Here is a 14,652-nt window from a genome sequence, read left to right on the forward strand (position 1 = left end):
TTTAGTCTAGTGTTATTATTTTTAGGAGGTATAATTTGAAAAAAATAAAATCATGGCAATATGACGAAGAAGATTTAAGTTTTGTAATTAAAAATTTAGATAAATCTTCTTTTAAAAGGGGAAGTCATATACCTATAGAGATAAGAAAATTTTTTGAGTGTGAAGATGTAATTTATGGACAAAAAAAGTCTATAACTCTTATTTATAATGCTGAGAATTTCAAAGCGGAAATAGAAAGAGAAAAAAACAACAAAATAAGAATTGTATGGGATAAGTTAATACCTAAAATGAAGGAAGTTTTTAAAAATGAAATAAATGACTTTGAAGATTCTAAAGAGCTTAGTGTAAGAGTGCCTAGATTGAAATTTACAAAGGAAACAGCCATAAAATATGATGTGGAAATGAAAACTAAATATAGTCATGATGTTCTTTGTGAATTAGAAAGGCTAGATATAGACATTGAAAACAAAACCATAGAAGAAATAAATGAAGTGGGAGAAGTCATAGAGAGAGTTGTTAAGGCTAGAAAAAACCAAAACAAGTTTAGAGAAGCACTATTTAAAAGAGAGAGTAAGTGTAAAATTTGTGGACTAGCTCATAAGGAGCTTTTAATAGCAAGCCATATAAAACCTTGGAGCAAAAGTACACCAGAGGAAAAGCTAAATCCCTTTAATGGATTCTTACTATGTCCAAATCATGATTCCTTATTTGATAAGCATTTAATAAGCTTTAGGGATAATGGAGAAATCATAATATCTAAAAGCCTCTCAGAAAAAGAGCAGGAACTACTAAACATAAATAAGGATATTGTGATTAACATTGAAGAGGAAAATAAGAAGTTTTTAAAGGAGCATAGAGATATCTTTTATGAAATAGAGAAGGCTTATGATTTAGAGAAAGAATTATCGATAAGCAATAAGGAAATATATAAGGTTGAATTAGAAGTTTAAATACATATGGCATAAAAGTTGGCATGGAGTAGTTTTTGGCTTTTAAAGAGAAAATAGGTCCATAATTTAAATAGAATTTTTAAATTATGGGCCTTTAAAAATATATTTTATAGCCTTTATTTAGGGTATTTATAAGCAAGAAAAGCTATAAATTACCCTGAAAATTAATTATATAAGTACCAATTTCTTTTAAGCTATAAATTTTTTAGCACACCAACCTGTGTTTCCATTATATCTAACCTTAACCCAATCTCCACTTTCTTCTAAGATTTCAACCTTATGACCATTACCCATTACAGTTAATCTAGATGAAGTAGAGGAGTCTTTAGATGAGTGTAGCCACAATCCTCCATTAGCCTTTATGTGGCCTTCTCTTAGGGAAGCTTCACTGGTATTTGATTTAACTATTTTACTTACTTCCACAGTATTACCTTGTGATGTTACTGGAGTAGTTAGGAATTCACTTGAACACCAACCTATATTTCCATTGTGGTCAACTTTAAACCAAGAACCACTTTCTTCTAAAACTCTTACCTTTGATCCTTTGTTCATTATGCTTATTCTAGAAGAAGCATAGGAATCTTTAGAGGAGTGTAACCATAAACCTCCATTAGCTTTTATGTAAGCTGTTTTTACTGTACTAGTAACTGGTTTACTTACTTCAACTGTTTTGTTTTCATAAACTGGTTTATTTTCTTCTACATGCTTACTTTGTGAGCTTTGAGAGATAACAGTTGGGTTACTTAAGAATTGGCTTGAGCACCAACCCATAGTTCCATTATAGTTAACCTTATACCAAGATCCGCTTTCATCTAAAATATCAACCTTTTCTCCATTACTCATTATGGTAATTCTAGAAGATGCATAGGAATCCTTAGTAGAGTGTAGCCATAAACCACCATTTGCCTTTACAGAGGCTCTTTTAATATTTGTTAAGGTAGGTTTACTTGTTTCAGTTTCCTTTTTAGGCTTATTTTCTTCCACAGTTTTCTTAGGTGCAGTAGGTTTACTTTCTTCTACAGCCTTACTAGGAGAGGTATTTTTAACTTCCTCTATTTTATTAGATTCAGATTGTTTTTCATAAGTAGTAGGTTCACTTAAGTATTTACTTGCACAGAAGCCAGTTTTACCATTATAGTTAACCTTAAACCAATCGCCATTTTCCTCTAAGATTGTAACTTTTTCACCTTTATCCATAATTGCTAATCTAGAAGAGATATAGGAATCCTTAGAAGAGTGTAACCATAGTCCACCATTAGCTTTTACAGAAGCAGTTTTAACAATTGTTAAAGCAGGTTTGCTTGTTTCAGCTTCTTTCTTAGGTTTATTTTCTTCCATAGTTTTTTTAGGTTCTGTAGATTTATTTTCTTCTACTTTTTTATTAGTTGAACTATGAGAAGAAACTGGATTAGTTACATATTTACTTGAACACCAACCAGTATTTCCATTATAGTCAACCTTAAACCAAGAGTTATCTTCCTCTAAAACATTAACCTTAGCTCTATTACTCATTAGGGTTACTCTAGAAGAGTATGAAGTATCCTTACTAGAATGTAGCCATAAACCACCATTAGCCTTTATAAAGGCAGTTTTTGTAACTGTTTCAGAAGGCTTACTTGATTCTTCTTTTTTAGTTTCTTCAACTGGCTTACTAGATTCAGCGGGCTTAGCTTGTTCAGTTTTATTTGATTCCACTTTATTAGTAGCTTTATCCTTAGATTCATCTACCTTTTTATCTTCAGTAGATTTATCTCCCTTGTTCACCTTTTCATCTTTGTCTTTAAGAGAACTTTCTATCTTTTTATTATCTTCTTTAGAATCAGATTTTTTATCTGAAGTATTAGTTTTAACTACGCCAAGAGGAGTAACAGAATCAGATGACTTAGATGGAGCTTCCTTTTCTTCTAAGAAGTCAGTATATCTATGACTTATGTAAGCTTTTTGGCCATTATAAAGAACTTCATACCATCCATTTGATGCTCTACCAGTTACAGTTAATTTATCTCCTCCATTAGCTAGTCCTACAGGCTTAATTCCTTCAGTAGTAGGGAAGGGTTTTTCATTAATATAAACATCTTGCTTAGCTGTTACAGTACCCTTTAAGGCTTCAACTGTATATTTATGATCCTTTGAGCTAACAGGTTTTGATGTTACAATATTTGTTTTTACAATGTCAGAATTACTTTTTGAAGAATTTCCTTTATATTTATAGTATCTTGTAGCTCTATACTGTCTATTCCATCCATTTTCTTTAGTAGGAGCTTGTCCATTTAAATTACGATGAGCATAGGCATCTCCATAGGTATAGGCTTCATTTCCCATTACATAGGCAATACCATTTGCTTTATCCTTCCATCCCATGAAACACATTGTGTGATATTCACCTGCAAAGATAATATCTCCCTTTTGGATGTTTGAAAAATCTCTATGCATTTCCCAGTTATTATTTTCAAGCCAATTCCAAAGGTTAGAAGTGTATCCAATATGACTTGGAACAGGTACTCCTATTGCTCTTAAACAAGCACCTTGGAAGAAAACACAAGTGTTGCTAGGGTCTCCATTATGAAGACGAATAGCTTCATTCATTGCATTAGATTGATTACTTCTAACACTTTCATATTCATATAATCTTCTATTAACATCTGAAGCAAAGTCACTTGAGTTATTAGATAAATTTTCAGAAGAATTCTTTGAATCTTTTTCAACAGGTAATTTTACTTCTTTTATAACAGGTTTTTGATTTTTTACCTCTTCTTTAATTTCTTCAGAACTTTTCTTTGTGTCTTTATCCTCTTTAACTTTAGGCTCAGTTTTTACCTGAGCTTTATTTTCTTCCTTTGAGTTACCTTTATCTTGCTTTTTTTCTTCAACTTTAGGCTCGGTTTTTTTATCAGATTTTAAATTATCTTTATCCTTTGATTGTTTTTCATCTTTTATAGGGGGATTAGTTTCTTTTTTACTTTTTACTACAGCAACATTAGAATTAGACAAGTCAATATTAATCTTATCATTTGGTTGTTGTTGCTGCTGAACTATTGCTACAGCCATAAAATCATCTCCTATTTTCTTAAGTTTAAAATAGTGTATATAATACTTAAATTTTCCATGTAATTATACCATAATTAGAAATGTTAATAAATAATGGAATAATTGTAAAAGTAATTTTAATTTAAATTTAGGAGTAGGATTTTATTTATGGGTTTTATACTTTATTTTAAATGAAATACTCGTAAATGATAATTAAAATGAAAAGAAAAGCAATAAAATTCTTAAGATAATACGTAAAATTAGAAAAATAATAAGTGGATTTAAGAAATATTAGAAATAAGAAAGGAAAAATTATTTAAAATAGAGGAGCATGTATCAAAATAATTTTTAATACATGCCCCTACATGCAATATTTAAGGGTATAAGGAGTTAAAACTATTATATAAATAATAATATTAATTTAAATTTTAGAGGTTACGTAATTATTTCTTAAATGAAAAGAAATGGTTACAAAAATAAAAAGTAAGTTGGTCATTTTATAATTTTTTTGATTAAATTCTATTGTAAACGTTTTGTTAAATGTTGAAAAAAGAAGAATGGGGAAGTAATTTATACAATATATATATAATGAGGACTTATTAGTTACTTTAAGGGGGAAAATAAAAATGCTTAAAAACAAAAAACTAATGGCTTTAATATTAGGAGGAATAATTGGAACATCTTCTATCTTAGCTGGATGTGGTTCAGGGGGAAATGCTTCGTCTAGTGGGGGTGAAGGAGAAGAGCCAGTAAATTTAGTTTGGTATGTAATAGGTAAACCACAAACAGATGGAGAAGTAGTAGAGGAAGAAGTAAATAAATATATAAAGGATAAAATAAATGCTACTGTAGACATAAAACATATTGACTTTGGTGATTATAGTCAAAAAATGAACGTAATAGCTAATTCAGGGGAAGAATACGATTTAGCATTTACATGTTCATGGGCATTCCCATACTTAGACAATGCGAGAAAGGGAGCTTTCTTAGAGTTAAATGATCTTATAGATAGTCATGGAAAAGACTTAAAGAATGTTATTGATGAAAGACTATGGAAGGGTGCAGAGGTTGATGGAAATGTATATGCAGTTCCAAACCAAAAGGAAATAGCAGGAGCACCTATGTGGGTATTTGATAAGGAACTTGTTGAAAAATATAATATTCCATATGAAGATATTCATACAGTTGATGATTTAGAACCATGGCTTGCACTTATAAAAGAGAAGGAACCAGATTTTGTGCCATTCTACACTCAAGGAGATGGAATTCCACTAGAAGGATTAGAGGATATAACATCAGGACTAGGTATTTTCTATGATGATGAAAGCTTAACAGTTAAAAATATGTATGAAACAGAGGAGCTAAAACATCTTTTCACTAAATTAAGAGAATTCTATGAAAAAGGATATATAAATCAAGACGCAGCAGTTAGTAATATGAAAAATGAAGTTAAGAGATTTGTGTGGAAGGCTGATGGACAACCATATGCAGAAAATGGATGGGGTCAAGCTTTAGGTAGAGAGGTTGTAACTTCATCAATAGTTTCTCCATATGTTACAAATGCTTCAACTACAGGAGCTATGACTGCTATATCATCAACTTCTAAGCACCCAGAAAAGGCTATGGAGCTTATAAACTTAGTAAATACTGATTCTACATTAAGAAACCTATTAATGTTTGGAATAGAGGGAACTCACTATGAAAAGGTTAGTGATAACCAAATAAAGAGAGATCCAAATGGTCCATACAGTGTTACAAGCTGGGCCTATGGAAACTTATTTGACACTTATGTTTTAGATAGTGACCCAGTAGATAAGTGGGATGCTTTTGAAGAATTTAACCAAAAGGCTAAAACTTCAACTATATTAGGATTCAAATTTGATACAGAAAAAGTTGTAACTCAAATGTCAGCTGTAAGTAATACATTTAAAGAGTTTATAAAACCTTTATACACAGGTTCTGTAGAGACTGAAGAGACTTTAGAAAAGTTAAATAAGAAGTTATATGATTCAGGATTAGAAGATATAAAAGTTGAGTTACAAAGACAATTAGATGAATGGAAAAAAGAAAATAAATAGAATTTAGGAATAAAATTAAATAATAATAAATAAAATGTAAAGGGATTGTAGTCAAATATAATAATAAAACTTACAAACATATTCCGAGAATTACTAGATTTCGCTAAGAATTTATAATCATTACTACGAAGATATTACTAAAGCTTCGAAACTTGCTTCGCTTCGAACAGTCTCAGCTTTTTAACGTAATATCTTCTCCGTAATAATTTAAATTCTAAAGCTCATCTAGATATTCTCTTCATAATGTTTGTAAGTTTTATAAAAGATTATTTGATACATACCCTTTGTTTTTTTGTTAAGAATATATTATTTTGGGAGGAATTATTAGTATGGCAAGATTTACTTTACCAAGGGACATATATCATGGAAAAGATTCTTTAGAGGTGTTAAAGAGTTTAGAAGGTAAAAAGGCTTTTATAGTTATTGGTGGCGGATCAATGAAAAGATTTGGCTTTTTAGATAAGGTTTTAAGTTATTTAAAGGAAGCTAATATGGAAACAAAGGTTTTTGAAGGAGTAGAACCAGATCCATCAGTAGAAACTGTTATGAAGGGTGCAAAGGAAATGGAAGAATTTAATCCAGACTGGATAGTTTCCATAGGAGGAGGTTCACCTATTGATGCAGCAAAGGCTATGTGGATTTTCTACGAGTATCCTGATTTCACTTTTGAAAAGGCTATTGTTCCTTTTGGATTACCTAAGCTTAGAAGAAAAGCAAAGTTTGTAGCTATTCCATCAACTTCTGGAACTGCTACAGAGGTAACTGCCTTTTCAGTAATAACTGATTATAAGGCTAAGATTAAATATCCTTTAGCAGACTTTGAAATAACTCCAGATATAGCTATTGTTGATCCTAGCTTAGCAGAAACTATGCCAGAGAAGTTAGTAGCTCACACAGGAATGGATGCCTTAACTCATGCTATTGAGGCTTATACTGCAAGTTTAAGATCAAACTTTACAGATCCTTTAGCTTTAAAGGCAATTGAAATGGTTAATATGCACTTAGTAAATTCATATAAGGGAGATATGGAAGCTAGGGGAGAAATGCATGAAGCTCAATGTTTAGCAGGAATGGCCTTCTCTAATGCCCTTTTAGGAATAGTACATTCTATGGCTCATAAGGTAGGTGCCGTATTCCATATACCACATGGATGTGCTAATGCTATCTTCTTGGCATATGTAATTAAATATAATAGAAAAGCTTGTGAAGATAGATATGCTAACATTGCAAGACATATTGGATTAAAGGGAGAAAGTGAAAGAGAATTAACAGATGCCCTAATAGATTTAATAAATAAGTTTAATAAGGAATTAAATATACCTTCATCAATGAAAGAGTATGGAATAGATGAGAATGAATTTAAAGCTAACCTTAAATTTATAGCTCATAATGCTGTTTTAGATCCATGCACAGGATCAAATCCAAGGGAGATTGATGATGAAACTATGGAAAAATTATATACTTGTGCATATTACGGCAGTGACGTGGATTTTTAAAGAATAAATTTTTTCTAGTTAAAATAAGGTAAAGATAAGAGGATTGTGTTAAAACTCAAAGATAAAAGTTATAAATTTTATGAGTTCTTTGATACAATCCTATTTTTTAGGTGGGAGAATAAAATATTTTTTGGGAGAGGTTTAGTTAGATGTTTAAAATTTTAGAAAAAAGATATTTAAATGACTCTGTTTATTTAATGAAGATAGAAGCACCTAGAGTAGCTAATAAGGCTAAGTCAGGGCAATTTATAATACTTAGAACAGATGAAGAGGGGGAAAGAATTCCTTTAACCATAGCTGATTATAATAAGGAAGATAAAAGTGTAACCATTGTTGTTCAAGGCCTTGGGGCTAGTACCTTAGAACTTGGAAAATATAATGAAGGTGACTATATACATGATTTTCTTGGCCCTTTAGGAAGAGAAAGTGACTTTATATATGAAGATTTAGAGGAATTAAAAAAGGAAAGAATATTATTTGTAGCTGGTGGAGTTGGAGCTGCACCTGTATATCCTCAAGTAAAGTGGCTATATAACCATGGAATTTTAGCAGATGTTATAGTTGGAGCTAGAAATAAGGATTTATTAATCTTTGAAAAGGAACTTAGGGAGGTTTCTAAAAATCTATATATAGCTACTGATGATGGAAGTTATGGATTTAAGGGAAGAGTAACTGACCTTTTAGAAAATCTAGTTAAGAATAAGGGCATAAATTATAATAGAGCAATTGTAATTGGACCCATGATAATGATGAAGTTTATGTGTATTCTTACAAAGGAATTGAATATTCCTACCACTGTAAGTTTAAATCCCATAATGGTTGATGGAACTGGAATGTGTGGTGCTTGTAGGGTTACAGTAGGAGGAGAAGTTAAGTTCGCTTGTGTTGATGGACCAGAATTTAATGGGCATTTAGTAGATTTTGATGAATCTATTAGAAGACAAGCTATCTACAAAACAGAAGAGGGAAGAGCTTTCTTAAAACTTAAAGAGGGAAATACCCATAGTCATGGTGGATGTGGATGTAGAGGTGATTTGAAAAATGAGTAATTTAAAAAAGAAAAGAGTTAAATCTAGGGAGCAAGATCCAATAGAAAGAGGTAAAAACTTTAAGGAGGTTTCCCTAGGATATAAAGAAGAAGAGGCTATTGAAGAGGCAAATAGATGTTTAGGATGTAAAAACCCTAAGTGTGTGGAAGGATGTCCTGTTTCTGTAAATATACCAAGTTTTATATCTTTCATAAAGAAAGGAGATTTTTCAGCTTCTTTTGAAGAATTATCAAAATATAATGCTTTACCTGCTGTATGTGGAAGAGTTTGCCCACAAGAATCTCAATGTGAAGGAAAGTGTGTTTTAGGAATAAAGGGAGAACCATTAGCTATTGGACAACTAGAAAGATTCATAGCAGACTTTGCAAGAAATAATAAATTAAGCCCTTTAAAAAAGAGTGATAAGACTTTAGAGAAGGTAGCTGTTATTGGAAGTGGCCCGTCTGGTTTAACCTGTGCAGGAGAACTAGCTAAACTAGGATATAGAGTAACTATTTTTGAAGCATTACATGAATCTGGAGGGGTTTTAGTTTATGGAATTCCAGAGTTTAGATTGCCAAAGAAGGATGTAGTTAAATATGAAATAGAGGAGATAAAAAAACTAGGAGTTAAAATAGAAAACAATGTGGTAGTTGGAAAAACTGTGGACATTGAGGAATTAATAGAAAATGAAGGATTTAAGGCTGTCTTTATAGGTTCTGGAGCAGGTCTTCCAAAATTCATGGGGATTAAAGGGGAAAATGCCAATGGAGTTTTTTCAGCTAATGAAATTTTAACTAGGGTAAATCTTATGAAGGCTTTTAAAAATGAAAGCCACACTCCTTTAAATTTAGGGAAAAAGGTTGCTGTAGTTGGTGGAGGAAATGTTGCCATGGATGCAGCTAGAACCTCCTTAAGATTAGGAGCAGAAACTCACATAATTTATAGAAGAAGTGAAAAGGAATTGCCAGCTAGATTAGAAGAAATTCATCATGCTAAGGAAGAAGGAGTTATTTTAGATGTTTTAACTAATCCTACTGAAATTTTAACTGATGAAAATGGTTGGGTAAAGGGTATAAAGTGTATAAGGATGAAACTTGGAGAGGAAGATTCTTCAGGAAGAAGAAGACCAATTGAAATTGAAAATTCAGAGTTTATTATGGAAGTAGATAGTGTAATAATGTCCTTAGGAACTTCTCCTAATCCTTTAATATCTAATGCCACAAAGGGATTAAAGACTAATAAGAGAGGATGTCTCCTTGTAGATGAAGAAAGCTTAAAAACCTCCTTAAAGGGAATTTATGCAGGAGGAGATGCTGTTACAGGAGCAGCTACAGTTATTCTTGCTATGGGAGCAGGAAAAAAAGCTGCAAAGTCCATTGATTCTTATTTAAGAAAAAAAGAGTAGAGAATATCTAAGCAATTCTTAAGGAAGAGTTTCATATGAAATTTAAAAAAAATAAATTAACTTTATTAATTTTTAGCCTTATAGTAATTTCAACAGCCATAATTGCCTATACATTAATACCTATGAATTTATTTAGTTTTATTTTATTTTTAATTTATGTATTTTTAGAAATATTTTTATTTAGACTTTGGATATTAAGCACCTATGGTTTTATTTGTATTAATTGTGGGAATACTTTTAACATAGGAATGTTAAAAAGAATTTTATTTTTTAAGGAAAATAAAGAATGTCCAAAATGTAAAAGTAGAAATATAGTAAAGGAGCATCTTTGGAGTCATTGTTTACACAGTTGGAATGATTTAGATGAGGATTAATATTAAATAAAGAAAGGTGATTATAATAATCTTAAAGAATTAGATACTATAAAAATTAAATTTAATCATTAAATTAATATTAATTTGCATTTTAGCCATAAATGAAACAGATTTGACATACTTTGACTTTATAATTTAAACTATAATAAATTACTTACATTTGTATAGGAGGTAGAAACATGAGAAGAGAATCAAATCCTGCATTAGCAGCCGGGTTTGAAAAGGCTGTTAGTGATGGAACAACCATGACAGTTGGAGGAACTATAGTAAAAATATTAATAATGACAGCTATTTTAGGTGTCGCTTTTGTTTATAGTTGGATAGCTTTTCAAAATCCAGATGTGAATTATAAAAGTGCTTTAGTGGTTTCACTAGGAGGATCATTAATTTTAGGACTATTAACATCATTCATACCAAAGATTGCACAGTTTACAGCAGTTTTCTATGCAGCTTTTGAAGGTGTTCTTTTAGGTTCTATATCAAGATGCTTTGAAAGTATGTTTCCTGGAATAGTATTTCCAGCTATGCTTTTAACAATCATATGCTTAGTTGCTACAGTACTTATATATAGAAGAACTCCAGATATAGCTGGAAGAATTAGCAGAGGAGTTTTCATAGCCATAATATCAATTGGAGCTATTTACTTATTAGGAATAGTACTTAGTTTCTTTGGAATAACTTTACCTATATATGGTTCAGGAATAATTGGTATAGGATTTAGCCTATTTGTTGTTGCAATTGCTACAGCAAGCTTAATAATGGACTATGATTTCATACTAAAAGCTTCACAATATGGATATCCAAAGTACATGGAATGGTATGGAGCTTTTGGATTAATGGTAACTTTAATATGGTTATACACTGAAATACTAAATCTTTTAGCTAAATTTTCAGATAACTAAGGTATAAAAACTAATAAATATAAATAAGAGGTTTAAATCAAATTTAATAGTAAAACTTACAAACAGTATGAAAAGAATATAGTAATTCTCGGAATATGTTGTAAGTTTTATTAAAAGTTGTTTTCATAAGCCTCTTATTTTTTTGCCCTATTTTAGATTAAGCACTAAAATAGGGCTATTTCTTTAATTAAATTTTATAAAGTTAGGAATACATAAATAAAAAGTAAATTATTTAAAATAGGCACATTTAAGTATTTACATATATGGTAAATAAAGTATAATTATTATAAAGAGAGCTTGAATTTTATGACTTTTAATGAAGAGATTTAGTAATAAATGAAGATTTATAGTATATAAACTCATATTAGGTAGTGGGGTAGGAGGAAGTTATGGAGAATAGGAATGAAGATAACTTAATAGATGAATTTAATGAATTAGTTTCAGAAATAAGTAAATCAGTCTTTGATAAATCTATTTATAGGGATTTAAAACTTACGGAAGAAAATTTAATAAAGACCCTTACAAGTACTTCAGAAAAAACTGCTACAATAAATAGAAATAACTTAATAAGTTTACAAAATAATTTAAAGGTAATATTAGATGAAGCTATAGCAGACTTTAATTTAGGGGTTCAGCAAGGGGAAGAAGCCTTTGAGAAAAAAGCTAATGAGTTTTTAAATAATATAGAAGATGTATCTACTAAGTCAAAAGAAAACATTTACCATTTGAAAGATAAGGCAAGGGAAACCTATGATGAAATAGAAAGGTTAAAGGAGCAAGTAGAGGGAATAAATAAAAATATAGGGGAACTATCAGAAGAAGAAGGAATTGAAAATATAGCTACTTTACAAAGAATAGGCAGGGAATTAAGTGAAAAGATAAGGACAAGCAATCGCATAGCTAAGGAGCATATAGAAAAAATTGAAGAGATGGATAAAATGCTAAAAGGTGAATGCTTAAGAGTTATGAACTGTGTCAATAAACTAGAAAATAGGTTAAAGGTTGATAAGAGTGAAATTAGAGATAATTTTTTAGGCTTTAAGGAATATATGGGGGAAGGCCTTGAAGAGATAAATTATAATGTTAAGTTAGAGTTTAATGAAATAAAGGACCTTTTAGAAGAGGGAAATACAAATATGAATAACTCTATGGAATTATTAAATAGTGCCATAGATAAGTATAATGTTGATGTAATAGATGCCACAAGAAGGCTTGGGGAGAGAGTTAATAATTTAGATAGAAAAATATCTAATATGAATAAGGGACCTGAGGAACCATTTTTCCATGAAGAGTTAAAAAGTGAATTAGATAAAAAATATTACTTTTTAGTAATTAGCATAGTAATTGTAGGCATTTTAGCAGTTTTATTTTAGGAGAAAACAATGTTAGTTAAAGAATATGAAGTAAAAGTTTCTAAAGATAAAGAGGAAAATAAGGAACTTTATAATTCACAGAGTTTAAATGAGAAGTTTTTAAAGCTATATAATCATATAAAAGAATATGAAAAGGAAAATAAACTATTAATAATGATTTTAAAGTTAAGAGAATATATAAAGGAGTTAAAAATAGAATTAGAATCCTTAGAAAAATGTGCAAGTAGCAATGGGGAGAATAATAAAATAAAATCTTTTTTAAGGAAATCAAAAAGAGAATTTAAGGAGATAGATATAAAACTTAACTCTATAAATAAAGATAATTTTAAATCTTTAGAAGAGGAATTAATAGATGAAGTTCTATTAAATTTAAAGTATAAATTATTAGAATCTATTAAAGAGTATAATGAAGAGTTAAACAGGGATTATTTATATCACAATGAGTTAAGAGTTGATTTTGGAATTCAATGTAAGGATTTAAAAGAAAAGTTCTTAGAAGAATTAAAAACTTATCTAGAAAGTTCTTCTAAAAGAATTAAAGAAAATATTAATTTAAAAAGCAAAGTAGTATTAAAGGAAATAAAATTATCTTCAAAGGAAGATATTAATTTAGACCTAGTAGATATAATAAAAAATGATATTTTAGAATTAAATTCTTTAAATGAGGAAATATTTAATATTTATAAAAAATATGAAAAAGCAATCCATGAGAGTTTTTTTGAAAGTTTAAATAAATTAGGAATAAAGAAATCAGATAACCTTGTTTCATATAAATGTGAAAAGGTTGATTATACTTCCTTAAATAAGAGATTTTTTAAGCTTATAGAATCTTTCAACAAGGGATTTTTAAAAAATAAAATTTTAATTGATATAGAGAATTTCATAGGACATGAAAATATAGAAAATAAAATGGAAATAGAACTTTTATACGCCTTAGATTTATTTAAGGAAGAGTATATTAAAAGCATAGAGGAGTTAATTTTAAACTTGAAAGAAAGATTAGAGGAAAATATCTATTCTAATTTTGAAGGTGATTATGGAAAGTTATTTTCAGTAGAAGATCAAAGTGAAATCTTAAATAATATGTATTTAAATTTAAAAAATGTAGAATCAAATAATTTTAATAAAATAACCTTAGTTGATTATTTAAACAATAGCAAAAAAGAGGTATCAAAATATAGCAATAAAACTCACAAACATATTTCTAGAATTAATAGACTTTCCTAAGAATTTATAATCATTACTTAAAAGATATTACTAAAGCTTCAAAAGTTAAGTTAAAGTCAAAAGTTTTAATTTGGATTTTTAAACTTATACAATGGAGTTTTGTGAGATTATATTCTTAAGAAAAGAAAATACACCCATTTATGCATGTTAACTTTAAAATTGTAAAAAAATGTTGTATTATATAAGTAGATGTGAACATAAATAGATAGGGGGTAATTTTGTGGGGAAAAAGGTAATATTCCCTATAGTGATTATAATGATTATTCTTGGAGTTCTTGTTTCTATTTTTATTAAAGAAGATAATTCCTTTAAGATGAAGGAAAGTGAAGTAGTGGCAATGAAATACTATATGAATAAAGAAAGAAATGAAAATTACCATAATGTACCTAAGGATTTAGAGAAGAAGAGTATTGAAGAGGTAGTAAGTGTTTTAAATGAAAGTGATGTTACGGAAAAAAAGAACTTTGCACCAATAACTGATAGTGATAGGAAATTATATATATTTTTAAAAAACAATGATGTAATTGTTATAAATAATAATAGTATAGATGAGGAAAAATACATAGTTGAATATCCTAATGACTCAATTTTAGGTAGCAGTAATAAATCAAAATATATGGTAATAAACTCAGAAAGGTTAAAAAATGTCTTTTTAAATATAGAAAATTCTTTTAGTTATGTAAACGATTATAAGCAGAGAATGAGAGTATAGAGAGTTTTCATATTACAATTTTATATTAATAAAAGCGATTTAAAAATTTTTTTAAATCGCTTTTAATTTTGAATTTT

At 29.3% G+C, this 14,652-nt stretch carries 11 protein-coding genes; 10 read left to right on the forward strand and 1 reads right to left on the reverse strand.

All coding sequences use genetic code 11. From position 1 onward, the window contains the following. Positions 1–35: 35 nt before the first annotated feature. Positions 36–950 (forward strand): HNH endonuclease, encoded by a 915-nt coding sequence (locus I6G60_RS09130; RefSeq protein ID WP_197925257.1) that lies wholly within the window; start codon positions 36–38, stop codon positions 948–950. 189 nt (positions 951–1,139) lie between these two features. Here the strand turns inward: I6G60_RS09130 and I6G60_RS09135 are convergent, their stop codons facing one another. Beyond that, positions 1,140–3,998: an SH3 domain-containing protein gene (locus I6G60_RS09135; RefSeq protein WP_197925258.1), complete on the reverse strand. Its 2,859-nt coding sequence runs from the start codon at positions 3,996–3,998 to the stop codon at positions 1,140–1,142. A 605-nt stretch (positions 3,999–4,603) separates the two neighbouring features. Here I6G60_RS09135 and I6G60_RS09140 point away from each other — a divergent pair. The 9 genes from I6G60_RS09140 (at position 4,604) to I6G60_RS09180 (ending at position 14,575) form a co-directional block, all read left to right on the forward strand. Beyond that, positions 4,604–6,055 (forward strand): ABC transporter substrate-binding protein, encoded by a 1,452-nt coding sequence (locus I6G60_RS09140; RefSeq protein WP_003473421.1) that lies wholly within the window; start codon positions 4,604–4,606, stop codon positions 6,053–6,055. A gap of 329 nt (positions 6,056–6,384) precedes the next feature. After that, complete coding sequence (locus tag I6G60_RS09145) at positions 6,385–7,551, forward strand: iron-containing alcohol dehydrogenase (protein WP_197925259.1); 1,167 nt, start codon at positions 6,385–6,387, stop codon at positions 7,549–7,551. 149 nt (positions 7,552–7,700) lie between these two features. After that, positions 7,701–8,600, forward strand: coding sequence for a sulfide/dihydroorotate dehydrogenase-like FAD/NAD-binding protein (locus I6G60_RS09150; protein ID WP_096071533.1), 900 nt, complete (start codon positions 7,701–7,703; stop codon positions 8,598–8,600). Next, positions 8,593–9,987 (forward strand): NADPH-dependent glutamate synthase, encoded by a 1,395-nt coding sequence (gene gltA / locus I6G60_RS09155; protein WP_197925260.1) that lies wholly within the window; start codon positions 8,593–8,595, stop codon positions 9,985–9,987. Before I6G60_RS09150 ends, gltA begins: the two co-directional genes overlap by 8 nt. A gap of 35 nt (positions 9,988–10,022) precedes the next feature. Then, positions 10,023–10,361, forward strand: a complete 339-nt coding sequence (locus I6G60_RS09160; protein ID WP_025648750.1) for an FmdB family zinc ribbon protein — start codon at positions 10,023–10,025, stop codon at positions 10,359–10,361. A 179-nt stretch (positions 10,362–10,540) separates the two neighbouring features. Further along, positions 10,541–11,263 carry a Bax inhibitor-1/YccA family protein gene (locus tag I6G60_RS09165; RefSeq protein ID WP_025648751.1) on the forward strand — a complete coding sequence of 241 codons (723 nt, stop codon included), beginning with the start codon at positions 10,541–10,543 and terminating at the stop codon, positions 11,261–11,263. 389 nt (positions 11,264–11,652) lie between these two features. Further along, the gene (locus tag I6G60_RS09170; protein ID WP_025648752.1) at positions 11,653–12,636 is read left to right on the forward strand and encodes a hypothetical protein; all 984 of its coding nucleotides are present in this window, start codon (positions 11,653–11,655) and stop codon (positions 12,634–12,636) included. A 9-nt stretch (positions 12,637–12,645) separates the two neighbouring features. Then, the gene (locus I6G60_RS09175; RefSeq protein ID WP_164818884.1) at positions 12,646–13,863 is read left to right on the forward strand and encodes a hypothetical protein; all 1,218 of its coding nucleotides are present in this window, start codon (positions 12,646–12,648) and stop codon (positions 13,861–13,863) included. Between the two features lie 220 nt (positions 13,864–14,083). Continuing rightward, complete coding sequence (locus tag I6G60_RS09180; protein ID WP_025648754.1) at positions 14,084–14,575, forward strand: hypothetical protein; 492 nt, start codon at positions 14,084–14,086, stop codon at positions 14,573–14,575. Positions 14,576–14,652 lie beyond the last annotated feature (77 nt).

This window comes from Clostridium perfringens (genome assembly GCF_016027375.1).
GTDB lineage: Bacteria > Bacillota > Clostridia > Clostridiales > Clostridiaceae > Sarcina > Sarcina perfringens.